General features: G+C 45.2%; 20 protein-coding genes. 6 read left to right on the forward strand and 14 right to left on the reverse strand.

What is annotated here, in order from left to right; translation table 11 throughout:
- Positions 1–3 precede the first annotated feature (3 nt).
- The 3 genes from QUB70_RS10225 to QUB70_RS10235 form a co-directional block, all read right to left on the reverse strand.
- Positions 4–450, reverse strand: coding sequence for a tellurite resistance TerB family protein (locus QUB70_RS10225; protein WP_332980094.1), 447 nt, complete (start codon positions 448–450; stop codon positions 4–6).
- A gap of 98 nt (positions 451–548) precedes the next feature.
- A complete protein-coding gene (locus QUB70_RS10230; RefSeq protein WP_332980067.1) occupies positions 549–743 on the reverse strand; it encodes a hypothetical protein in 195 nt (64 codons plus the stop codon).
- 74 nt (positions 744–817) lie between these two features.
- Entirely contained in the window at positions 818–2,122 is a 1,305-nt protein-coding gene (locus QUB70_RS10235; protein ID WP_332980068.1) for an ATP-binding protein, read from the reverse strand.
- Positions 2,123–2,248: 126 nt separating this feature from the next.
- Between QUB70_RS10235 and QUB70_RS10240 the strand changes: the two genes are divergently transcribed.
- Complete coding sequence (locus QUB70_RS10240; protein WP_332980070.1) at positions 2,249–2,572, forward strand: TMEM14 family protein; 324 nt, start codon at positions 2,249–2,251, stop codon at positions 2,570–2,572.
- A gap of 306 nt (positions 2,573–2,878) precedes the next feature.
- Here the strand turns inward: QUB70_RS10240 and QUB70_RS10245 are convergent, their stop codons facing one another.
- Positions 2,879–5,422 carry a protein kinase domain-containing protein gene (locus QUB70_RS10245; RefSeq protein WP_332980071.1) on the reverse strand — a complete coding sequence of 848 codons (2,544 nt, stop codon included), beginning with the start codon at positions 5,420–5,422 and terminating at the stop codon, positions 2,879–2,881.
- Complete coding sequence (locus QUB70_RS10250; RefSeq protein ID WP_332980072.1) at positions 5,416–5,814, reverse strand: hypothetical protein; 399 nt, start codon at positions 5,812–5,814, stop codon at positions 5,416–5,418. The genes QUB70_RS10245 and QUB70_RS10250 overlap by 7 nt, the downstream gene beginning before the upstream one ends.
- A gap of 457 nt (positions 5,815–6,271) precedes the next feature.
- Between QUB70_RS10250 and QUB70_RS10255 the strand changes: the two genes are divergently transcribed.
- The 3 genes from QUB70_RS10255 (at position 6,272) to QUB70_RS10265 (ending at position 9,078) form a co-directional block, all read left to right on the forward strand.
- On the forward strand, positions 6,272–7,354 hold the full coding sequence (locus QUB70_RS10255; protein WP_332980073.1) for a glycosyltransferase: 1,083 nt from the start codon (positions 6,272–6,274) through the stop codon (positions 7,352–7,354).
- A gap of 313 nt (positions 7,355–7,667) precedes the next feature.
- Positions 7,668–8,186 carry a deaminase domain-containing protein gene (locus QUB70_RS10260; RefSeq protein WP_332980074.1) on the forward strand — a complete coding sequence of 173 codons (519 nt, stop codon included), beginning with the start codon at positions 7,668–7,670 and terminating at the stop codon, positions 8,184–8,186.
- 244 nt (positions 8,187–8,430) lie between these two features.
- On the forward strand, positions 8,431–9,078 hold the full coding sequence (locus QUB70_RS10265) for a hypothetical protein (RefSeq protein WP_332980077.1): 648 nt from the start codon (positions 8,431–8,433) through the stop codon (positions 9,076–9,078).
- 31 nt (positions 9,079–9,109) lie between these two features.
- On the opposite strand, the gene QUB70_RS10270 is transcribed toward QUB70_RS10265, so the two are convergent.
- Both QUB70_RS10270 and QUB70_RS10275 read right to left on the reverse strand, forming a co-directional pair.
- Complete coding sequence (locus tag QUB70_RS10270; RefSeq protein ID WP_332980078.1) at positions 9,110–10,282, reverse strand: molybdopterin dinucleotide binding domain-containing protein; 1,173 nt, start codon at positions 10,280–10,282, stop codon at positions 9,110–9,112.
- Complete coding sequence (locus QUB70_RS10275) at positions 10,260–11,381, reverse strand: molybdopterin-dependent oxidoreductase (protein ID WP_332980080.1); 1,122 nt, start codon at positions 11,379–11,381, stop codon at positions 10,260–10,262. The genes QUB70_RS10270 and QUB70_RS10275 overlap by 23 nt, the downstream gene beginning before the upstream one ends.
- A 227-nt stretch (positions 11,382–11,608) precedes the next feature.
- Here QUB70_RS10275 and QUB70_RS10280 point away from each other — a divergent pair, with 227 nt between their 5' ends.
- Both QUB70_RS10280 and QUB70_RS10285 read left to right on the forward strand, forming a co-directional pair.
- Positions 11,609–11,821, forward strand: a complete 213-nt coding sequence (locus QUB70_RS10280; protein ID WP_332980081.1) for a hypothetical protein — start codon at positions 11,609–11,611, stop codon at positions 11,819–11,821.
- Complete coding sequence (locus QUB70_RS10285) at positions 11,808–12,080, forward strand: type II toxin-antitoxin system RelE family toxin (protein ID WP_332980082.1); 273 nt, start codon at positions 11,808–11,810, stop codon at positions 12,078–12,080. The genes QUB70_RS10280 and QUB70_RS10285 overlap by 14 nt, the downstream gene beginning before the upstream one ends.
- Before the next feature lie 71 nt (positions 12,081–12,151).
- Here the strand turns inward: QUB70_RS10285 and QUB70_RS10290 are convergent, their stop codons facing one another.
- The 7 genes from QUB70_RS10290 to QUB70_RS10320 form a co-directional block, all read right to left on the reverse strand.
- Entirely contained in the window at positions 12,152–17,359 is a 5,208-nt protein-coding gene (locus QUB70_RS10290; protein ID WP_332980084.1) for an nSTAND1 domain-containing NTPase, read from the reverse strand.
- 444 nt (positions 17,360–17,803) lie between these two features.
- Positions 17,804–18,166, reverse strand: a complete 363-nt coding sequence (locus QUB70_RS10295) for a hypothetical protein (RefSeq protein WP_332980086.1) — start codon at positions 18,164–18,166, stop codon at positions 17,804–17,806.
- Between the two features lie 593 nt (positions 18,167–18,759).
- On the reverse strand, positions 18,760–19,452 hold the full coding sequence (locus QUB70_RS10300; RefSeq protein WP_332980088.1) for a response regulator transcription factor: 693 nt from the start codon (positions 19,450–19,452) through the stop codon (positions 18,760–18,762).
- Between the two features lie 205 nt (positions 19,453–19,657).
- Positions 19,658–20,485 (reverse strand): type I methionyl aminopeptidase, encoded by an 828-nt coding sequence (map, locus tag QUB70_RS10305; RefSeq protein ID WP_332980095.1) that lies wholly within the window; start codon positions 20,483–20,485, stop codon positions 19,658–19,660.
- Between the two features lie 276 nt (positions 20,486–20,761).
- Positions 20,762–22,831: a hybrid sensor histidine kinase/response regulator gene (locus QUB70_RS10310; RefSeq protein ID WP_332980090.1), complete on the reverse strand. Its 2,070-nt coding sequence runs from the start codon at positions 22,829–22,831 to the stop codon at positions 20,762–20,764.
- 7 nt (positions 22,832–22,838) lie between these two features.
- Entirely contained in the window at positions 22,839–23,564 is a 726-nt protein-coding gene (locus tag QUB70_RS10315) for a chemotaxis protein CheB (RefSeq protein WP_332980091.1), read from the reverse strand.
- Positions 23,518–24,345 carry a CheR family methyltransferase gene (locus QUB70_RS10320; protein ID WP_332980092.1) on the reverse strand — a complete coding sequence of 276 codons (828 nt, stop codon included), beginning with the start codon at positions 24,343–24,345 and terminating at the stop codon, positions 23,518–23,520. The genes QUB70_RS10315 and QUB70_RS10320 overlap by 47 nt, the downstream gene beginning before the upstream one ends.
- Positions 24,346–24,561 lie beyond the last annotated feature (216 nt).

The following is a 24,561-nucleotide window of genomic DNA, read 5'->3' on the forward strand; positions in this document are numbered from 1 at the left end:
TTTTTAACCTTTGTTTTTAATCAACATCACGTCTATAATCTTGAGGGCAACTTCTTCGGAAATCTCCAATGCAGCGTAAAGATCGTTCAACAGTTGTTCTTCTTCTTCTGAAACCTCGCCATCTGCTAAAGCGATATCAGTTGTCACAGCAAAAACTGTTTCTTTAAGTTCGTCGGGAAGCGTTGCCAAAGCCGCATTAAACAGTACCTCAACTCCTTGCCGTTGCAGAATCATCAGCAGGCGATCGAGCATTTTTCTCATCACGTCATCGGGATAGCTGCGGAACAGTTGCATCCGAGATAGCGTCATGCTAATCGCTTTACTTTCGCTGTCATTGATGTAACCGTCGGCTGCTACGGCAATTAGCGCGATCGCCGCAAATGCTTCGGCAGGCCCTAACACTACGTCGGTTTGTTGGCGAGTACGCGATACTTTATCAAATAAACCCATGATATTTTCCTCATTATTTAGTAGTGGATTCATGGAGTCAGGATGGGTTCTGGCTCGGGAGGTTTCTTTGGAAATTTCGACAATTATATCAAATCTTGTTAGTTATTTGTTATCAATAAAATTATGAAAAAATTAAGAATTTTTATTTCGCCCTTGGTTGCTGTAAGGGCGGGTTGATTCCTATCCTGAATTGCCTTCCCATATCTCGGCTCAAACAGGCATCTTGCACCATTGTAAGCAACAGGCTTTCCGGCCTGTTCCACAAAGAGTGAATTTTCTTGTGGAACAGGCATCTTGCCTGTTCATAAAAAACTTATTGAGAAGGATGTAACATCTCAGCTAAAACCCGCCCTCCATCGCAGCCGATCTACTTGTCAAACAGGGCTAAATCTGCTTTCAGGAAATCAACAAACTGCCGCGCAGTCCTGCCCGATCGCCCGTTACGGCGAGTTGCCCATTCTTTAGCGCGGTGCTCCAAATCCTCAGCAGCGAGTTTGATTCCAGCAAGTTCTGCCAGATGTCTGACAATTTTTAAATAAGTGTTTTGATCTGCCGGTTCAAAAGTTAAAGTCAAGCCAAACCGATCGCTAAATGAAAGTTTTTCCTGCACAGTATCCCAAGCGTGAACTTCATCCCCGTCGCGGGGGCGGGGCCTGTCGTCAAAAAACTCTCGAATTAAATGCCGCCTGTTGGATGTGGCGTAAACAACTACATTTTGAGGTCGGGCGGTGACATTTCCCTCTAAAACCACTTTCAAGGATTTAAAAGCCTCATCATCTTCCTCAAAAGACAGGTCATCCACAAAAATAATAAACTTTTGAGGAACTCCCCGCAACTGTTCGACAATTAGCGGCAAATCTTGCAAATCAGATTTAGATACTTCAATCAAGCGCAGATTGCGATCGCTAAATTCATTTAACAGCGACTTCACCAAAGAAGACTTCCCCGAACCGCGGCTCCCGTACAGCAAGACGTGCAAAGCCGGATAGCCTGCCAGCAAAAACTCCGTATTTTTCACCAGAGCATCCCGCTGCCAATCGCAGCAAACCAACTCTTTCAAATTTATGCGATCGGGATGCGAAATACTCGCCAACTGCCCTCCCCGCCACCCAAAAGCGCGATATTCGGCAAACAAACCCGTGCCAAACTGTCGGTAATAAACTGCCAAAGATTCCGCAGCGCTAGACCATTTTTCCAATTTCCCGTGCAGCGGCAAATCCCCGTGTTCTGCTTCACTTTCTGAATGCCAAATCGGAGGCACAGTGACAAGTTGACCCGCTACCCGCACCCACTTGCTCAACTCATCGCTGCTGCATTCGTAAATATTTTGCAGCACTTGTAAATCATGTCGGGCGGCCTCCACCAAAGCGGGGGGCAAACTCGCAAAATCTGTTTGCTGAGCTCGGCGAGAAAAAGGGTTTTCGTCTTTGAGAATTTCCCAAATCAGAGAATCTTTCCAGCTCTGATTTTTAGCAGCCTGAACTTTGAACCAGTTCCCGTAAGCTACCTGACAGTCCAAACCGCTGACTTCGCTGTGGTGGAGAGCTTGCAGCAAATCGAGAAAAGCTTGACCTGCGGGGCTTTTGAGAACCGATTGATACAGCAGCAGGGATGCTGCGAGGCGCTGGAGGTAACGGATTTGGGCGATCGCACTAGAAGTTAGGGCTGACATAATGGCAATTGTATAACAGTTAGATATTCTGACTGGGTTTAATAAATTTTCTAACAATTTGTGACCGGAATTGCAGGTCTCGCTGTATAAATTTAGGTGCAAAGAGTGAAAATTTGAGGATTAAAAATGAATTTAGGTACAGCAGCGGCGATCGGCTACGGCATTTTAACACTCGTTGGTGGCATCATGGGTTACATCAAGGCCAAAAGCCAAGCCTCGCTCATTTCTGGCCTGATTAGCGGTTCGCTGCTAATTTTTGCCGGCACCGCACAACTCATGGGACAAACTTGGGGTTTAACATTAGCAGCAGCCATCTCCGCTGTTTTAGTAGTAGTTTTTATTTTACGGCTTGTAAAAACTCGCAAGTTCATGCCGGCCGGGATGCTGATTCTAGCTAGTTTGGCATCTTTGGGCGCGATCGTTTACGAAATCAGCGGTCAATATCAATAATCATTCGATTTTAGATTAGACCTCTTGCAAAAATCCTTTTAATCAAATTCTGGAACGGGCAAGATGCCCATTCCACAAGAAAAAAAATTTTTGTGGGATGGGAATCTTGCCCGTCCTAGTTATTTTTACAAGAGGTCTATTCAACTGAAAATTATCCAAATGATGACGAACTAGAAACGCCTTATTGGTACTTTCCCAAAGTCTTGTAGGGTGCCACGGCTCCTTTCTCGTTTCCCTTGTAAGCGTAAGTGTTCTACCCGTGGCACCCTACAGGCCTCGTTAGTGGTTTAAATGACAGGAAACCAATTACCTCAGCCACAACTTAATAGTATTGTCTTTAGAACCGCTAGCAATAGTTTTGCCGTCAGGACTAAAACTGACCACATAAACCTCATCGGTATGTCCCGTCAAAGTATTCAGCAATTCTCCGGTAGCCAAATCCCAAATTTTAATAGTTTTATCCTTGCTCCCGCTCGCAATAAATTTCCCATCCGGGCTGATAGCAACCGAGACAATATCGTCAGAATGTCCCTTGAGCGAGCGAATTAAATCTCCTGTTTCGAGATTCCAGATTTTAATACTTTCATCGTAGGAACCGCTAACTATTGTCTTGCCGTCCGGGCTAACAGCAACCGACCTCACCGGGTCGCCGTGTCCTTCAAGAGTTTTGAGCAACTTTCCAGTTGCTACATCAACAATTGTAATTTTTTTATCCTTAGAAGCGCTAACCAAACTTTTGCCATCGGGAGTGAAAGCAACAGAATAAACAAAATCTGTATGGTCTGGCAAATTATAAATCAAACTGCCATTTCTTGCATCCAAAATCTTCGTGGTTTTGTCTCCGCTGCCGCTAGCAATCAGTTGTCCGTCGGGGCTAACAGCGACAGACCAAACAGAAGCAGTGTGGTCGAGACTGGGAATTACTTGCCCTGTTTTCAAATCCCACAGCATGACTCTCCAAGAACCGGTTCCAGTCGCAAGTCTCGTACCGTTTGAGTCAAAAGCAACCGACCAAATGGTGGAGGAATCTCCTGGAAAAGTGCGGATCGATTTGCCTGTAGCTAAATCCCAAATTTGGATGGTTTTGTCTTTTGAACCGCTGGCTAACATTAAGCCGTCTGGACTGAAAGCAACAGACCCAACGGCATCTGAATGCTGAGCGAAATTTTTGACTTTAGCGTTTTTCCACCGCAGACCTGCTTGGCACTTTTCCTCTAAGTTTTGAGCTGACCCATAGCTGGTGGAAGTGTTGGCAATTGTTGGTATTTGGCTGATACAGCCTTCATAATTGCTGGCTGTATAAAGAGCTTCAATTTGATTGAGCTGTTGGGATTCTTGCTGCACTCGCTGCTGCCAGTCTTGCCACTTGAGATATCCGTAAATTCCGCCGATCGCAGCTAGGATAGCCGCAATTGTTGCTCCGGCGAGATAAGGATTGAATTTGCGAGTTTCTTTGGGGACAATCGCTGCTGTGCTGGCGATCCTCTGCGTTGGCGTAGCCCCCGTAGGGGCGGGCTGCGCTAACGACAAATCGGTTTTTCCGTTCAGATTTAGCTGCGGGGATACCGCCGGACTTGCCTGCAAACCGAGTTCAGCGGCGCTGCTGGCTGGTGGCCCATTGGGGTTGCGGTGTCCCTCCAAAACTGTGGAGATCGCCTTGTACAATTTGGAGAATAAAGATTTAGGAACGACTAACTCTTCGATTCTCGCCGCATCTTCGTCGGTAAGTCCTAAAACTTGCTGCAAGCGTTTTAACTCCTCGCGAGTTTCCAAAGTAAAGGGATATTCTTGCTGCATTGCTTCTTGCAGTGATTTTTCGTAGCGTTCGCCTTTTTCCCTGTATTTGCGGTAAGGGTTCAATACCTCATCTTCGATCGCCTCTGCTTCTTCTGGCAGCAATTCCAAACTGACGCGCAATTCTTCTAATATTCTACGACCGACGAGTGTAATGTCACCGCGGCTGCTGCTGCGCCGATCGACTTCTTCGCGATATATTGTGAGCTTGGGAATCCGCGCCCGCGATCGATCGCCAATTTTCCTCAAATCGGCTAAAGCTTCCGTCGCCGACTGATACCTTTCCCGAAAATCGTAGCGCACCATATTGTCCAAAACATCTGCCAGCGCTTGAGAACACGCGGCTAAATGACGCCAAACAATTTCGCCTTTATTAGAATTTTTCAAATCCCGCAGTTTAGGCAAATCGTAAGCCGGCAAACCCGTCATTGCTTGGATGCCAATCATTCCCAAAGCGTAGATATCGCTGTTGAGTTGCGGGTTGTATTGAAATTGTTCGATCGGCATATATTCCAGCGTTCCAATCCGCACAGTTACCGGCGCTTGTCTTTGAGCGATGTGAATTTCTTTCACCGAGCCAAAGTCGATCAAAACTAACTTGTTGTCTGAATAGCGGCGGATTAAATTCGCTGGTTTAATATCTCGGTGAATTACTCCATGTCCGTGTACAAATACTAAAATTTCTAACAGTTCCTTTAGCAAAGGAATCATTTTTTCTTCGGTTACGGGTTTCCCCGGTACAATCTCGGTTGATAGCGAGTGACCGGCAACAAAGGATTCAACTAAGAAAAATTCTTCGTTTTCTTCAAAATAAGCGAATAGCTGAGGAATTTGGTCGTGTTGACCGAGCTTTTCTAGAACTTCTGCTTCTTTTTGGAAAAGACGGCGCGTAGTATTGATTAATTTTGGTTCGGCGGTACCGGGACGCAGGTGCTTGACAAAGCACTGCGGTTCTCCCGGACGGCGAATATCTTTGGCCAGATAGGTTTGCCCAAATTCTCCTGTTTCTATGACTTCAATGATTTGATAGCGTCCATCTAAAAGTTGGCTCACCATGATAATAACGCAGCCTTTTTTTGGTTGATTTTCGCAAGAAACAGTTTCACTGTTGAGTCAGTTGTATAGCCTTTTTCAGGTAAATTAGGTGTTTCTGGGCATTTGCCAAACAGGGCATTTGGTATTCGGAATAGTTGTTTCTTTCCTTCTTCTTTCTTTCCTTCTTCCGACTTCCATCGGACGACTTCCATCGGACGACTTCCATCGGACTTCTTCCCTTCTGACTTCTTCCCTTCTGACTTCTGACTTCTGACTTCTGACTGAGATATTGCACCATTCTCAATTACTTGTTTAGGAACAGGCAAGATGCCTGTTCCACAAGAAAACTCATTCTTTGTGGAACGGGCATCTTGCCCGTTCTTGACAATGGTGCAACATCTCAGTTCTGACATACTTTATCTTTTCAACATCTGCAAAGCTTGATATCCCAAAAAGAAAAAACCCAAAGCGCCGAGTGCCGCTATCGTGTTCGCCAACACATCGAGTGTAAAAAATTCGCCCATTGCAATCTCCTCTCTTGACTGATATCTATCCTCGGCTTTTCGGTCGCTGACCGGGTGAGGGGTCTTGCCCCTTGCTGCGATCGAGCCGAAAGATGCTCACAAATTATAGCGCTTGAGGCGGTCAAAATAACTTTTCGGGCGATCGACTAGCTTTTTGTTTTAATATTTTTTAATATTTAAGGAGACAAATTGTGCACCTAAATTTTGAGGTCAGTTCGCTTTGATATTGTTAACCCTGCTAATTTTTTCTCTCATAGTAAGTAGAGCTTACACTAAGAATTTGCGCCGATCGGTCGAAAATGCGCCTCGAACCGACAGAAGTTCCGCGCGGCCGGAGCCCTCTCGGATGCCAAAAGTTTCGGTAATCGTACCAGCATACAACGAAGCCGAGAATATTCGGGATTGCGCGATCGCCATTTTGGAGAGTACACCGCTGACGGAGGACAACCTAGAGGTTTTGATTGTAGACGATCGCTCGACAGACGACACGCTGGCGATCGCTCAAACCCTGCAACAGCAGCCGGGCGACCCCCGCCTAAAAATATTAGCAGGTCAGCCGCGACCTGCCAACCAATATTGGGCGGGCAAAAACTGGGCCTGCGCCCAAGCTGTTCAAATAGCAACCGGAGACTTCTTATTATTTATCGATGCCGACGTGCGGCTCAAACCCGGGGCGATCGAAACCGCTATCGCCACAGCAGAAACCGAGAAAATAGACTTGTTCACCTGTATGCCAGCACTCGTTTGCGAGTGTTTTGCCGAGTGGTTGGTGCAGCCGATAATGTTCAGTCACCTAGCAGTTTGCTACGACTTCACCGCAGTCAACGATCCGACAACCGACAGCGCTTTTGCCGGCGGCCCGTTTATGCTATTTAGGCGATCGGCCTACGAAAAAATCGGCGGTCACGAAGCAGTTGCTGGTGAAATTGTGGAAGATGTGGAATTAGCTAGACGCATCAAACGTGCGGGTTTAAAGCTCGGACTTTATGCCGGGTCAAATTTGGCATCCGTGCGGATGTATCGGTCTTGGAACACATTGTGGGAAGGCTGGACAAAGAATCTGTATCTCGGCGCTAACCGCAGTTGGGGGTTGATGGTTTACATGGCTGCAATTATGTTATTTCTTTATTCTATGCCCTGGTTGGCATTAGCTATTTTGCTGGCAAATGGCGACTTTGCAAACATAATTACCAATTACCAATTACCAATTACCTTGTTAACGATCTGTTTATCCGTAATCGTAATTTTGCAGCATTACAATTTGCGCCGCTTGGGTGCCGAGATTTCTGAATGTCCGACGAAATACTGGTGGTTGGGAGGTGTGGGAGGTGCGTTAGTGGCGGCGATTGCGATCGCCTCTGCGATTAAAACCGAAACTGGTTGGGGATGGACTTGGCGCGGTAGAACTTTGCAAAATCCGAATACTTAATAGACCTCTTGCAAAAATCCTTTTAATCAAATTCTGGAACGGGCTCTCCGGCCCATTCCACAAGAAAAAAATTTTGTGGGATGGGCATCTTGCCCGTCCTAGTTATTTTTGCAAGAGGTCTAATAGAAATTGTAGCGATCGCATTTCGAGATATCCCAGAGCGATCGCGAATTTGAACAATTGGCTAACAACTGAGATTTTGACAAGTTCTATATAGTACAGTAGAATCAAAATACCTGAGTAAGACGAGGCTTTAAGCTTATGTCTTATTCAGGTTATATAAAAAATTATTTGCAAAATTAAAATTAATCGCATGACAAACAACTTAACTACAGGAAACCCCTATAGAAACACACTTCATTACGAGTATCCCCAAGATATACCTGAGTCCTATGCGGATATCGTAGAGGAATTGCGGACTAAGGCTCAAGATGTTCGATCGACTCATATTAAAAAAGCCAGTTCTGGTAATGTTGCTGTTGCCAAACTAGAACTCGCAACGGGTAGAGTTTATAGAAAAGAAGCTACTAGCAAGAAAAAGCCTATCAATATTCCCGGCGAAAAAAATGGACCACAGTTGCTATTTTTCCCAAGGATTGACAGAGCATCACTCAATAATAATTACAACAAAGAACACGCCGAGTACAAGCTCTTCAATGCACTTGCAGAAGACTTGGAAGGAGATAGTGTACCTTCGGATGCGACAGGAAGGCTTTACCTCTACACTGAGATGCAGATGTGTTCTGGATGTAACACTACTTGCGATGAAGACTTTGGTAGATTGTTCCCGAACATTGAAGTGATTATCTTCTACAAGGAGCCATATCCGTAGAAATATATAGCCTTTCTCAAAAAGATGAGGTATGACTGACAGCTTACATAACCACTACACTAAGAGGGCTGAAGCCCAACTACGTACCTCATCTTTCTGAGAACCGCTATAGGATAAAAAGCCAGTAGAGCCAAGCAAGGCTTTACTGGCTTCTCTGGGCAAGGTAGAATGGAAGTGATATGAAGCTTAAAACAAGCTTTATCTTAGTCTCCGCTTAAATGAAAAATATAAGGAGGGAAAGTCAATGCTCAAGTTTGACATAGGCCACTACACCGATTTTAAATTGCCTAGCAACTCCGATCTTCCCGATCGATTACAGCAAACACTTCGCACGGTTTGGGACAGAAAATATGACGATTTATACGAAAGAGGCGGAAACAGCGATGTAGAAGAAGCTTTTGTAGAAGTAATGACGGCCTTTGGAATGCCGAATGATGCAATATCCCATCAGCGGTATGTCTATATGGCCTATGGAATAGCATTAGCAGCTAAACCGACGATTAAACATTACTTTCCTGAAGAACACAAGGCTGATATCGTTGAAGGAATTATCTCTTGTTGGCTGAAGGATGGTGGTGAAATCCCCGAAACTTGGGCAGATACCTTGTTTCCTAATATCAACCAACTTGGAAAATATCAAGCTAGTAACGAAGCTTATAATATTTTCTACGGGTTGTTGCAAACACTCAACACCAAAACAGCTTATAATGCCATCTTGGACATTCTGTATGATGCAATTACCGGTGATGCCATTTCTGGTTTTACTGAAGCCAGACGAGATATGTTTAATTGGTGGCTGATCGAGGTAATTCCTGCTGCTTATTGTTTAAAGCTGCCATCTACTTTATATTCGGGAAAATGGGAATTTCCGCCGTTGAGTCAGTGCGCGTAATTGCGATGAGGCAATCAATAGTATTCTGTTTTTACCTTTCCGCATAAACAAAAGCAGGTACGCGCTTGTAAGCAGGCGTGCCCGATCGCCTTTCAATTTCCGGGTGAAAAATCACATTAACTTCCGGATAAAACATCAAAGCAGCACCCTCACGAACCGCCCCGTAAATCACCTCGACATTTTCCATTTTCCCCGCATTTCCCTGCACCGTAACCCGCTGATGTTCTTGCATACCAGCGCTTTCTGCATCCGCCCGATTCATCAAAATGCAGTTGCGGTGCGGCATTCCCCGGTACTTGTCATCAATTTTGTAAACCACAGTATTGTGCTGGGAATAGCTGCGTCCCGTCATCAAGGCCACAACTAAACCCCGCACCGATTCCGATGCACCAAAATCTTTGATTTCCGGTAGTTTCAGCACGGGCAAAGGCGTGACAAACATCTTTGCTTTCCCGGAATCAGTCGGGAATTTAGGTTCTGTAAAAATCCGCCCGCCGATGGTAAATTCCTCTTGTGTCTCATCAATTGTTCCGATTTTTTCATAACCTGGAATCGTTTGAGCAATCAATTGCCGAACGTACCTGGTATCTTGAAGTTGACGCCAATCTACCGGATAAGTACCGTGAATTCGGCTAGCCAATTCTGTCAAAAAATGCACTTCTGAAATTAAATCAGAATCTTTGAGATGAGTTTCGCCCTCATCATTGAAACGCACAAAATTATTCCCAGATTCCACGGTTGTTTTGTGGGGGTTTTCAAAGCGATTCAGGACGGGAATCACAATTGTATTGTGCTTTGCCAATCCGTGAAAATGCCCTAAATTCGGTTTGGTTGCGAGGTATATAATAGTTTCAATCTTGCCTAAAGCGCGTTTTGCCTCAGTTGAATCTGGATTCGCCCCGTACAAGTTGCCGCCCAGACAAATCAGGGTATCGACTTTGCCTGCATCTGCTGCTTCAATGAGCGATCGAGTTTCGTAACCCTTAACGCGGCTGAGGGGACGATTCAATAACTTTTCTAAAGCTTGTTGAATTTCTTTTTTCAGCTTCACAGTCACGCCCATAGAGCCGAATCCTTGGACGTTTGAGTGTCCTCTCACGGGCATTAATCCCGCCCCTTCTTTGCCGACATTTCCCGTCATCAAAGCAGTGTTGGCAATGCTAAAAACATTATCTACGCCGTTATCGTGTTGGGTAATTCCCATCGCCCAACCGAATACAACCCGCTTTGAAGTGCCGATTTTTGGCTGCTGCCTCAATTTCTGCGCGGGAAACTCCGCAGGTTTCAGTAATAGTTTCCCAAGAAGTTTCGCGGGCGTGTTGGACTGCTGCTTCCCAGCCTTCTGTATAAGCTTGCAAGTATTTTTCGTCCAGCAATCCTTGTTCGATTACAGACTTTTGAATGCCGACAAATAGCGCCGTATCGCTGCCGGGAATTGGTTGCAAGTATAGGGAGGAAATATCGGAACCGGGGATGAGCGACTTGACGGGAAATGCGGGAGAACCAAACTTGACTAACCCGATTTCCATGACCGGGTTAATTACAATTATTTTACCGCCTTTGTCGCGAATTTTAATCAATTCGTTCATCAAGCGGGGATGGTTGTAGGAAGAATTGCTGCCCGCGAGTACGACGCAATCTGCTTGCTTCAAGTTTTCTAGACTCACTACCGAGGTGCGGGTGGCGAACATTTCGCTTAACCCGGTTGTCGAGGGAGCGTGGCAGAGATCCGAACAATCTGCTAAGTTGTTAGAGCCGATCGCCCGCATCATCAATTGCAGCAGAAAAGCCGCTTCGTTGGAAGAGCGGCCGGAACTGTAGGATGCCACTCGTTCGGGGGTTTTGCGAAACGCAGCTTCGGCAATCTGATAAACTTCTTGCCAAGAAATGCGATCGTAATGAGACTTCCCCGCCCGCAAAATCATCGGAAAACTCAGCCTTCCCAACCTATCGGCTTCCATTGAAGTTAATTGCTGAAGTTGTGCAATACTCTGCTGTTCAAAAAATTGAGTTGAGATAGCCGGCTTGATTTCAGCGGAGATTGCTTCAACGCTTTTCATGCAGCGCTGAAGTTTTTCGCCCTCTTCATTGGTAAAACCTCCTTTCTGCCCGCCAGTGCCCCAAGAACAGGACAAACAAGCACTTTTGTGCAGCAAAGTTTTCCAAAGTTTCGGGCCTTCCGGGGACAATGTATGCTTTGCCCAAAACTCAATTACGGGCAAACCGCCACCTATCTCTGGTGTTTCCTCGTTTGTCTCGTTGAATGGCGGGATTGGTTGGACATTTTGGGAGTTGGCGTCCATAGAGTTTACCTCGGGTTTTGATTGCTGGTTAATTCGGTGGGTAATTGCCAAAAAGGTTAAGCTTGTCAGTCGAATTTTATCGCAATTTTACTGCCAACACCATTAGCCAGTAGATAGATTTGTTTAACCGATCGGTTGAGCAACTCGACAGGCAGACGCGATCGCCTATTGACAAAACAAATGTATCTATTATAATAATTCATATACTCAGATATAAATACTACAAAATGCTAGAACTACATAAAAGTTATGTAATCGACGAAAATCAGCAGCCGATTGCTGTTCAAATCCCCCTTGAACAATTTGAGAAAATCGAGGAGATTTTGGAAAACTACGGTCTGGCTAAACTTATAGAAGAAACTGAAGGTGATGATAGATTATCAAAAGAACAAGCACTAAAGTATTATAACTCAATCAAACAAAATAATGTGGCAAGTTGAATATACAAATCGGTTCCTCAAAGAACTAGCTGCTTTACCTGCTGAAATTAGAAGTAGGATAGAACCTATAGTTTTTCAATTCTTAGAATCAGACAATCCCTTTGCATTAGGATATCTGGAAAAAATGAAAGGTTATCCAGATAAATATAAAATTCGTGTTGGTGACTACCGTATTGGACTCACAGTTGATGCACCGACAAAAACTTTAATTTGTCAGCGAGTAGCGCACCGCCGAGACATATACAGAATTTTTCCATAAAATTATGTTGATGAGAATTAGTAAAATATAATTATGTAGGGGGCGCAGCCCGCAACTTACCGCTGTCAATTTCACCGCTTCCCCTTATTTAACGCCTGCTTCCCAAACCCAAGACAAAGCATTCGATCGCCCTCAGCGACATTCGGGTCATTCTGCAAATAATCTTTCACCCATTCGCAACTCCGAGCAATAATATTATTCAGTTCCAAATTCTCCAAAGGCCAGAGAATTACATTCCTATCCCTACTAGCAAAAGCCAGAGTTTTGCTGTCAGAACTAAAACTAACACTCAACACCCGATCGCTCGATTCCAAAGTCTTAGATAGAATCGCCTTCTGACCGTCAAAATTCCACAGCTTAACAGTATTTCCCCCACTCGCCGCCGCAATCAACTTGCCGTCAGGACTGAAACTCACGCTTTCCACAGTATCGCTGTGGTCGAGTTTTTCCGCTATTGTTGCGCCTTTTCCATCAAACCGCCACAAGTAAACTTTTTTGTCAGCACAAGCAGTAGCAATTGTCTTACCGTCAGGACTGAAACTCACATCTTTAACACTATCTGGGTGAGCGAGAGTTTTTAGAATTTTCGCCTCGGAACCATTAAATTGCCACAGGTAAACCTTATTTGCTCCCGCACTTTCAAAAGCATTTTTGTTCGCAGTTGATTGATCGTCAGTAGCCGTAGCCACAGCGATAGTTTTGCCGTCTGGGCTGAAACTAACACTAATTACCGGGTTGCTGCGATCGAGTTTGGCAAGCATTGTTGCTTTAGAACCGTTCCAGCGCCAGAGGTACAATTTGCGATCGGCACTTGCGGCAGCAATAGTCTTGCCGTCTGGACTAAAACTGACGCTTCTAACAATGCCGCTGTGGTTCAGAGTATCTAACAGCTTCCCGTCTAAACTCCAGACTTTCACCGTTTTGTCATCGCTGGCCGAAGCAACAGTTTTATCATCAGGCGAAATGCTCACCCAGGTAACAGAATCCTTGTGACCTGCCAAGGTTTTGAATAAACTGCCGTCAGCGCGCCAAAGTCTCACCGTTTTGTCCCCGCTAGCAGAAGCAATTGTTTTGCCATCCGCACTAAAACTGACTTTATAAACCCAGTCACCGTGTCCCGATAAAATCTTATTCAAAGGAGTGCTGTCAGGATTCCAAATTTTCACCATTTTGTCTTTGCTTGCCGAAGCAATAGTCCCATCGCGGCTGAAAGTTACGGCCCTCACATCATCTTGGTGTCCTCGAAAAGTGTTCAACAAAGTGCCGCTGCGGTTCCAAACTTTCACCGTATCATCTGCACTACCCGTGACAATTTTTTCGCCGTCGCGACTGAAACTAGCACTGACAACTTCATCGTTGTGTCCTTTGAGAGTTCTAATTTCCTCACCTTTTCGGTTCCAGATTTTGACTGTAGTATCGGCACTTGCGGTGACGATTTCTTGATTGTTCGGACTGAAACTTACGCTGTAAACGATGTCAGAATGCTTGTTTAAAGTTTTGGGATTAATTTGAAATTTTTGAGTTTTACCTTCTCGGTTCCAAAGTTTGACAGTTTTGTCAGCACTTGCTGAGGCAATTGTTTTGCCGTCGGGACTGAATTTGACACCGAGTACCCAATCTTTGTGTCCGTTCAAAGTTTGCAGCAATTTTTTGCTGGTAATGTTCCAGATTTTGACAGTCTTGTCGTGACTCGCGGAAGCGAGGGTTTTGCCATCGGGGCTGAAACTAACGCTGGTGACGATATCTTTGTGGTCTTCTAAAGTTGCGACCGCACTTTTGTCGTTATCTACTTGCCAAATTCGGATTTTACGATCGGCACAACCAGTTGCGATCGTTTTCCCATCCGGGCTAAAACTAACACTCGTCACGCTATCTGGGTGATTGAAAGTCTTTAATAACTTACCTTCTTTGCTCCACAATTTAACAGTTTTGTCAGCACTTGCCGAAGCAACTGAATTGCCGTCTGGACTGACACTCACATCCAAAACAAACTTGCTGTGCTGCTCGAAACGGTTGCGTTCTTGCACCCCGGAAACTGCTTGTCTGAGTCTTTCAGCAATTTGATTTTTAGTATCCACAGGCAGCGCTGTACTTTTCTGAGAATCACGGCCGATTTTGATACTATTTCCCAACACTCCTAATTGATTTTTTTCATTAGAAAGAATCAAAGCTTCGGACGCCGAATTTAGGGCATCAGTCCGACTTTTTTCTGCTTCTTGCCGCGCGATTTCTGCTAATTTTGCTTGCTCGAATGCCAGCCCCGAAACACCTCCGAGTACAAGCACTCCTAGAACTGCCGCCCGCAATTGCCATCTCCGAGTTTGGTAAAGTTGAGCTTCTGCTTCGTGCTGTTTGTCTCTAGCTTGACGCTGTTTGTCTCTAGATTCCGACAGCAAAGCATCTCGCTCTCTGTCTTTGCGAATTTGGTCAATTTCATCTCGGTTAATTTGGTTTTGCTTTCGCAGTTCGTCGAATTCTGCCTTTTTATCTAATTCCTGCTGCTGGCGGATGAAACTAACTAGATAGTCGTGAACGAGCTGGTAAAGCTCTGCCGGTAGTTCCGTCCACCGAAAAACTAAACCGGATTTTACTAACAGTTCTAAGACTAAATCTAATTTGTCAGCCTCTGCAAATGTCGCTAAATCCGAGGCTAATTCGGCGCGGGTTTTTAGGGGACGTATCTCATCTTCATCTGTTAGCAAATACAAAACTCGGCGCGCCGCTACTTCATTTTCCGGGCCGCAATCTTTGATGACTTCTTCGAGAAATCTTTCCACTAATTTTTGTCGCGGATTGTTGCCTAGTTCCTGATAGTGAGTTAAAGTTCTAATGTCCTCTTGTTGCAGTTGAGCGCCGACAAGTTGCAGTTCGATCGGGCGGACTTCTCCCAATTCTCCAGCTAAATCTTTGACTAATTCTTCGATCAGCTCCGGTTCTAAGTAAAACTGCGATCGTTCAGTTAAAGTGCGAATTACCGATCGCGCATCGCCCAGCGAAAAATTTCCCAAATAAAACAGAATATCTTTGCTGAGAATGTCCGCCAAAATATCATTTTTGATAAATTGTGCTTGATTTTTCGGTCGGGAAAATTCCAGCAAATAGTGCAGGTAATCTTCCCGCAAAGACAGGACGACTTTTAAATATTTGATTTTCAAGCATTTCCGCAAAAAATCAAAAAATATCTGCCTTGCCGCTGGCTCTTTCCACACAAAAAAGAATTCTTCAAATTGGTCAAAGATCAGAACAGTCACTAGATGTTCTGAATTTGTTTGCAGTTCCTTGATAATTTTTTCGTATTCGATAGCCTGTTTTTCTAAGATTAATTCTACAGGCTGTGACTGCTCAATTTTATCCTCATTTTTCCCAGCAGAGCCGCCGTTAAATCCCGAAATAAGATTTCCCTTGACTGCGCCTGCTTCTACTAGAAAATCTACCTCCTCCGCTCCCGGTAATGCTTCGGAAATTTCCCGCTCGAATATTTCAGCTTTACCAGCAGATAACTGTCTGGTCAATTCCCGCGGCCAGTTGTTGTAAACTTGCAGGACTACGGGCAAAACAGTCCGCATTTCTATTTTTTTTTGTTTGAGAGCCGGTACTAATCCCCCGGTGACAATTGAACTTTTGCCAACTCCAGACTGACCGTAAATTACTGTCAGTTTGTCAGGGGTATTGTTCATCCTATATATCAAGCGGTTGAGGTCTTCTTCTCGGCCCGAAGCAGTAATTTCGTCAGCAATAGTAGCAGAGGTGGCAACAGTTTCGGCGGCGGGATTAACCGCTTCTCTGTGCGGCTGCAACTTTCCGGCTCCAATAAAAGCTCGGAACCGATACGTGTGTTCTACCGCTCGATAATCTTGCTTAATTTGAAATGCTTCGAGATATTCTCCTCGCTGAAAATAGAGCGATCGCAGCATTTCTAAAACCCGCAAATACAGTTGCGGGTTGTAGCAAGCTTCGGTTTCCGATCGAGCAAGCTCTAAATGCGCGATCGCCTCCTCGATCTCACCCAACTGGCTCTGGGCCTCTGCTAAAATTAACAGATACAAGCCTTGATGCTGCGACTTTACAGGCGTTCCCTGTCCCGTCGCTTCTAAATTTGAGTTGAGAACCTCAAGAGCGACTAAAGCCCATTCTTTCGCCCCTTGCCAGTTCTTCTGCTCTAAGGCTCCTCTAGCCAAAAAGCCGTAATCTTGAGCCAAATTCACTGCTGAATTTTCCATGTTTTGATGTAACCTCCGAGCTTTGATAGCTAAATTCCAGAGTGCATCCCAATCTTCTAAATGCTGCAATACTTCGCCGAGTTGATTGATGAATATACCAACGGCATCCGACCGCCCCGCGCGTTCTAAAACATCAATACATTCCTGAAAATAATTCTTAGCTTCCGTCCAGTAAGGACGGTTATCGCTGCGGTGTTGTTCTGCTTGAAAGCGGTAGCAAAGACCGATGTGGAATAGCATAATTCCCTCTAACACCGGGGCAGGATGAACGGTAAATAACAAATCGCTAAATTCTGTTTTAGCTCCAATAAATGGTACTTGATACTTCCAAAAGTTGAGACTTTTTTGATACAATGCAAGAGCAGTCGGGATGCGGTGACAAGCATATTCGTGCCGACCGCGAATAAATTGCAAACTCGCTTCAATAGCTGGTTCTAACCTGATGTTGCAACTTTGCAAGTCTTGGCTGGCCGACTCTAATTCAGTCAAAGAATTGGCTCCGATAATGGCAGAATTACTTAAACGCCAATTGCCGTTTTCTAAAATGTTGGAAAAAATGCGATCGGCACTTTTGCCCAGGAAATCCACCAAGTCGTCTGGGCCGAGCACAAATTCAACAGTTGTCGTCCAAGTCTCGATATCTGTTACTAACCGAATCAGTTTTTTTAAAATTTTGTCTGTCACCCACAGCACCACCGGGAAGGGAAAATTATTCCTAAATTCTTCCCTCACGTAGTTGGTAGAAGTCAGCAGTCGATCGATCGCGCTTACCGATTCCAATCCAAACACCATTAAAGCTGGTGGCTGGCTGTCGGTAAGTTCGGTTTCTATCGTCGTGTAAAGAGTTTTAACAGATGTCGGGAGGACAATTTCTCGAATCTCGATACCAGAATCTTCCCGTAATTGCCGTACAGTTTCTTCTCTCATCGCACTGTAATTACATCGAACCAAAATCAGAGAAAATTGCCCCTGAGACATTCTCAAAGTCCGGGAGAGAGTTTGCAGCGAACTTTTGTTTTGCTGTGCTGCGGTGTCTTGGTGGCAGTGCGAATTAATCATAATTAATATTGGAAAATTCTTCTCAGAATTGATGCTGTAGGAAGAAGTTTGGCAACGGATTGTGAAACGGATTTAACGGCTGTAACGGATAGTTATTGTAGGGTGCAATTCGGGCTGAATGTGGCAGCAACCAGAGACTCAATATTTTCCCTACGCTAAGCACCTACAGTTAGTTAGTGACCTCAGAAACCCGGTTTCTTTGTATATTTCTCGTTACTCAACCCAAAATTCGTAGAAACCGGGTTTCTCGCCCCCATGCTTGGGCCCTGAAACTGTCCGATTGTTTTAGCCGATCGCATTAAAGCATACCCGAAAAAATACATACTCTGTTATTCGCATATTTCCAGCAAAATCTACTGGATTTTACTGAAATTTTTACCGTCGCACACCGAGAATTGTACCGAGAAAAAGAGCCATCGCACAAATCGCACAAATCTCATTCAGTTATTCGCAGATTGCTGAAATCCGGCATTCCTTGGTTGACTGACCCCTTGCCGCGCTGAGATAAACTACGGGCGGTGGCTCATCAATTACAGCTTGAAGATTGTTTGTCATAAATTTACTAATCTCCATATCTAAATTAGTAGCTGCAAAATCAGGTTCATCCCAATCCTCGCTTTCTTCAATGCTGATTGTTGTTGGTGTGGGCATATCAAAATCAAGCTCATCGCCGAAATCCGAAACTTTCTTAATTGGCTCTATTTTCTGATCGGTATCGGCGGCAAAAGCTTGAGCTGTATTTGCCATTAGTACGATCGGCAGTGCTACTATGGCACTTATCCTTTGTAGCGCCCTGATTTTCCTCATCCTATCCTCCTGATATAAACTCAACTTTGGTGCTGCTATAAATTCAACATACGCAACTACTTTAGAGCGCTGTCAGCCGATTTTAGATTTTAGATTTTAGATTTTAGATTTACTCCACAGATGAATCTGAGAAGTTGAACTTTGGTCTAAAATTTTGGGCTGCTTGCGACTCCTGTTGCGGGCTTGTATCCGTTTTTGAGCAGAGTCATTAATTGATAGTGGTTTCTTTCCTGACAAAATATAACCCTATCTGTGACACTTAGCGGCAACTTTGCTTGACGGAGGGTATCCGGCCAACTGTTTTCCTTTCTCTTTACTACGTGAAAACTCTTAAACCGTCAGGTATTTCCGTTAAGTAATTCCCCAGCTTTTGCGAGTGTCCATCTCAGACCCAAAGCGCCCAGAAGTTCGATCGCGCATTAGTTTTCGCACTCCCGCGCTGCCAGAAAGCTGATGTGCCATACCACAGTCACCGGATATCTGTCAATACTTTTATCTTAACATTTTTAATTTTTTGCATAATTCTCGTTACCAGGAAGAACCCGGTAACGCAGATCGGCGAGGAAGAGCCTCCAGCAAAGTCGAGAGGGCTCCTACTTAGTCAAGCCGTGTTCGAGAGCGAAGCGAACCAACTCAGTACGGCTGTTAGTACCCGTCTTGCTAAACAAACGGCTGACGTATTTTTCCACATTCCGCACGCTAGTTTCCAAGCGGCGGGCAATTTCTTTATTCATCAAACCTTGAGCAACCAAATCCAAAACACTTTGTTCTCGGGGAGTCAAATCAATTTTAATCGGCGAAGGACTTTGGGCGATCGAACTCCGCCCGCTCAGCAAAGACTCAATTCTCGCCATTTGGCTTGCTAAAGCAGCAATATCGGGACTTTCAGCATTTTCGCCGAGTTCCTTAGCAGCCGCGCGGCGGGCCAGCAAATTTGTGACAATTGCCACCAACTCATCGGGATCGAAAGGCTTAGAAAGATAAGCATCGCAACCTGCTTGATAGCCTTGAATGCGATCGCCCGTCATGCCCTTAGCCGTCAAAAACACCACGGGTAAAGCCTTGTAGCGAGGATCTTCCCGCACTTGCTTCAGAAATTGATAACCGTCCACCTGCGGCATCATAATATCTGAAATCACCAAATCGGGATTAGTCTGCTGCAAGAGTTCCCACCCGTCGCGAGCATTACTGGCAACCTCAACCGCAAAATTGCTATCTTCCAAATAAGCTTGTACCGCTTCCCGCAAGCCCGGTTCATCATCTACCAATAATAATCGTGCTGACATATCTGTTACCCTTACGCTTTACCACTATGTTTAAATTTAGCTGAATTTAACTCTTATTGTCACTCCATCTATCGAAGGAACTTAAAAAAATGTTGTTCCACTCAAGAGTTTTGAGTTGTGTTTTGATTGAACCATTAAAAACTGATTAAATCTTTAATTCAAAACTCAAAACTCAAAACTCAAAATTATTCTTGAACCCTTGGACTTAAACTTTTGAACGATCGGTCAAAATTTCATAGCCAGTTTCCGTCACCAACACAGTATGCTCAAACTGAGCCGACATAGCATTGTCAACCGTTACAGCAGTCCACTTGTCAGAAAGCGTCCGAGTGTACTTAGAACCCGCATTCAGAATCGGTTCGATCGCCAATGTCATACCCGATCGCAATTTCACGTTCGGCATTTCCCGGGTGCGGAAATTGAAAACCGACGGTTCCTCGTGCAAATTTCGCCCGACACCGTGGCCGGTAAACTCCTCAACGATGCTAAAACCGTTGCTTTTGACATGATCTTCGATCGCACCAGCCAGATCGAGCAAATAAGCTCCCGCTTTCACTTGTTCGATGCCTTTATAGAGAGCTTCTTCTGCAACTCTAATTAATTTTGCAGATTCCGGTGTCACCTCCACCACTGCGATCGTAATGCAAGAATCGCCGTGAAAACCTTGGTAATATGCCCCCGTATCTACTTTCAGAACATCTCCGGCACGAATTACTTTTTTGCGGCTGGGGATGCCGTGAACAGCTTCGTTATTAATGCTAGAGCAAATCGATCCCGTGAAACCGTGATAGCCTTTAAAACTGGGAGTTGCACCCATTTCGCGGATGCGTCTTTCGGCATAAACATCCAAATCAGCAGTAGTCATTCCCGGTTTCACAATTTGGGAAATTTCTTTGAGTACCGTTGCGACAATTTTCGACGCCTGCCGCATTATTTCGATTTCGCGTTCCGACTTAATTTCAATGCCTCGACGCTGTTTTGTGACTTGGGGTTGTTTAGTTGGCCCAGAAAGCAGACTGCTAAAAATATTCATGTATGGACTGTCAGGTAATTTTGTAATTTGACGGTAGGTTGAAGCAATAAACGGCAAATATCCGGCTTTTGGGGCCAAAACGACTGTCTTGTCCGAGCTGTCGATCGCTTGTCCTTTAAGCTAGCTTAATATTTTTCTCAGTAATCGGCACGGGATTGGGGGATCGACAAAGCGGTTGAAACCGCCGAGTCCCTTGGAAATCACCGAAGAGCACCATTGTCAATAAGCCTTCACGGGCCGGCTCTCCTGCTCAACGCCTACTCCCCACAATAAAATCTAATCTTTGTGGAACAGGCAAGATGCCTGTTCTTGAGCATCGTGCAAGATGTGAGTTGGAGCGGGATTTCTGATGATTCCTGCGAGGTTAGCAACTCCTGCAATTAACTGAGTTATCTCAACAGGTTTAGATAAGTGCATCTGGAAGCCAGCTTCCAGCGCTTGCAGGCGCTCGGACTCGCTCGCGTAGGCCGTCAGGGCGATCGCAGGCATCTTTCCACCCCGCAGCACTTCCATTTCTCTCACCCGCGCGATCAACTCATAGCCGTCTGCTTGCGGCATTCCAATGTCGCTCAGCAGCACATCCGGCCAATAACTCTCCAGTGCAGCTAGAGCCCCAGCCACCGATGTCGCCGATCGCACCATAGCTCCTTCCTGTTCCAGTAAAGTAACTAAAAACTCCCGCGTGTCATCATCATCATCCACCACCAGCAACTGCAAATTAGCAAGAGTTGGGAGCTCCTCTGTCGCCTCATTGACGATAGACCGATCGTCAAGAGCACCTTGCCCGTTCCGCTCAGCAAATGGCAGAGAGACCGTAAATTTCGCACCCTCGCCCGGATTATTCACGGCGGTAACCTTACCGCCGTGAAGTTCCACCAAGTGACGGACGATCGCCAATCCCAGTCCCAAACCCCCGTAAGACCTAGTTGTGCTGCTATCAGCTTGGCGGAAGCGATCGAAAACATAAGGCAGAAAATCCGGCTCAATACCAATTCCGCTATCAATTATCTGAATTTGGGCCTCGTCGCCCGCTAACTCCAACCGCACCTCTACTTTACCCTCTTGGGGAGTAAACTTAATCGCATTTGACAGCAAATTCCAGACTATTTGCTGCAAGCGATCGAAATCGCCGATAACTTCACCTACATTTGGACTGCACGTTAATTCTAGGACAATTGATTTTTCCTCAGCCAGCGGTCGCAGAGAATCTATTGCCATCTCAATTATATATTCCAACTGAAGCCGATGCTTATTTAAATTCAGTTTCCCGCGCAGAATCCGCGAAACATCTAAAATATCTTCGATGAGTTGGGATTGAGATTTAGCATTCCGCTCAATTGTTTCTAGAGCTTTATTAATAGTTTGTTGGTCAAATGTTTTCGCCCGAAGCAGCCTAGACCAGCCGAGAATTGCATTTAAAGGAGTGCGGAGTTCGTGAGAAAGAATGGCGAGAAATTCATCCTTCATCTGGTTAGCTCTCTCAGCTTCCTGCCGCGCCACTTGTTCGCGGATTAGTCTGCCGCGTTCTTCCTCTGCTTGCTTGCGGTCAGTGACATCTCTAACCGTGCCCACGTGACCGATCAGTTTTCCCAAATCCGAAAACATTGGCGACGACTGCACGTGAATCCAACGCACAGTTTCGCTAAAAACTAATCGAAACTCGCTAGAATATTCCTGCCCTTGTTTAATCCATGCTGACAAATTTGCCACTACGCGATCGCGATCGTCTGGATGAACTACACCCTGCCAAGCCGACGCCAAACTTGACTCCAAAATTAACCCCGAAATCGCTTGACAGCGGGGATTCATGTAAGTACAGCGGCCTTCAACGTCAGCTAAGTAAATTCCCAGCGGCGAACAAGCACACAAAGTGCGAAACCGCTCTTCACTTTTACTTAGTTCACTATTAACAGCAGCTAACTCTGTTGCTTGCCGCTTCACCTCGACTGTTTTTTGGAACAATTCCACAAATACCTGCACCTTCGATGTCAATATTTCCGGTTCCAATGGTTTGAAGAGGTAATCCACGGCACCCAGAGAATAACCTTTAAATACGTGGGTGTCATTACTGCTGAATGCTGTGATAAAAATAATCGGAGTCGATCGCGATCGATCTCTAGAGCGAATCAATGTTGCCGTCTCAAACCCATCCATTCCCGGCATCTGCACATCAAGTAAAATCACCGCAAAATCTTCATTAAGCAGACATCTCAGAGCCTCCGCGCCCGAATTGGCTTGTACTAGATTATAAGAGGGGCTGTTGAGGATAGCTTCTAGAGCCACCAAGTTTTCTGGGCGATCGTCAACTAGAAGGACATTTACTCGATCGGAGCGCTGCACATCCATAAATTTTTTAATTTTTAATTGTTAGCAAGTTGATTAAACACGGAGCGATTTGAGCTAGGGGTAAAATCCAGTCTACTTCAACATTTGCGATCGCCGACGCGGGCATTGTCCCGCATAGAGCAGAAGCCGGTTCCTCAACAAATGTCAATCCTCCCTCAGCTTTAATTTTTGCCAGCCCTTGACTGCCATCAGAACTAGCCCCCGTTAAAATTATGCCGATAACTTTCTCCCCAAAAGCATCAGCAGCAGACTCAAACAGCACATCGATTGAGGGCCGCGCGTAGCACACAGGAGCCTCAGTTGATAGTGCAAATGTAGGAGTTCCGCGATTGGGGATTGGGGATTTTGAATTATTGATTGACTCCACTGCCACGCTCCCCCCTTCTGTAAAGTCGTTTTCATGCAGGCTAAACTCCTCCTCACAGGGCGATTCTATTAGCAAATGGTAGTCAGCAGGAGCCAAATAAACCCATCCCGGTGCGATCGGCTCTTTGTCTTGTGCCTCTGCGATCGGGAGAGAGCTTTGGTGTTGTAAAAACTCACTAAGCCTATTCTGAGAACTCTTATGGCGGTGTTGGACAATAACTACAGGCAAAGGAAAGCTTTGTGGCAAATCTGCCAGCAGGACTGTCAGAGCCTGTAGCCCTCCCAAAGACGTGCCAACAACCACTATTTCAAATTTTTTTTTATTTAACTCTTCGGTAGATTTTATCACTACTTTCAAGTGGTTCATAGTATTTTTCATAAGGCGTAAAAGTCAGAGACTCCTGATGTCCCAGGCCTAAAACTCCAAACATTCCCAGGCTCTCATAAAAAAGCTTGTGTACCCGCTGTTGGAGGTGTGAATTGAAATAAATCAGCACATTGCGGCATAAAATAACATTAAATTCATTAAAAGAATTATCCGTTGCTAGATTGTGGTGAGCAAAGACAATATTATCTTTAAGTGAAGAGCGAAAAATCGCATTTTCATAGGCAGCAGTGTAATACTCAGAAAACGCTTTTTTGCCCCCAGATTGGTGGTAGAGTTGCGTATATTCTTGCATTTGTTTCAGCGGGAATATCCCTGTCTTGGCGGTTTTCAAAACTAATTCATTCATGTCCGTAGCGTAAATTCGACAGCGGTCATACAGTCCTTCTTCTTGCAGCAAGATTGCCATAGAATAGACTTCTTCTCCCGTCGAACATCCAGCGTGCCAAATGCGAATAAAAGGATAAGTACGCAGCACCGGCACCACTTTATTTCTGAAACTAATGTAAAAGCTGGGATCGCGAAACATCGCCGTTACATTGACAGAAATGTCCAGCAGTAAACGGTCTAGGTAAGCAGGATTGTGAAGTACCTTTTCCTGAAGTGCAGAGACAGTGGTGAGCCGTTCCGAGCGAATAGTGTTTTTAATACGGCGCTTGAGAGAGGCAAGAGCATAATTGCGAAAATCAAATCCGTAATAGCGGAACATTCCCTCTAGTAGGAGTTGAATTTCGATTGTTTCCAGTTCATGGCTTTCGGGCATTTTTAATTACTAATTATTAATTGCGAATGGGGCATGGGGCATTGGGCATTGGGCATTGGGCATTGGGCATTGGGCATTGGGCATGGGGCATTGGGCATGGGGCATTGGGCATTGGTAGCATCTAACAAATAACTACTGACTTCTTCCTTCTTCCTTCTTCCTTCTTCCTTCTTCCTTCTTCCTTCTTCCTTCTTCCTTCTTCCTTCTTCCTTCTTC

Origin of the sequence: Microcoleus sp. A003_D6 (genome assembly GCF_036702825.1) — a bacterium.
Taxonomy (GTDB): domain Bacteria; phylum Cyanobacteriota; class Cyanobacteriia; order Cyanobacteriales; family Microcoleaceae; genus Microcoleus.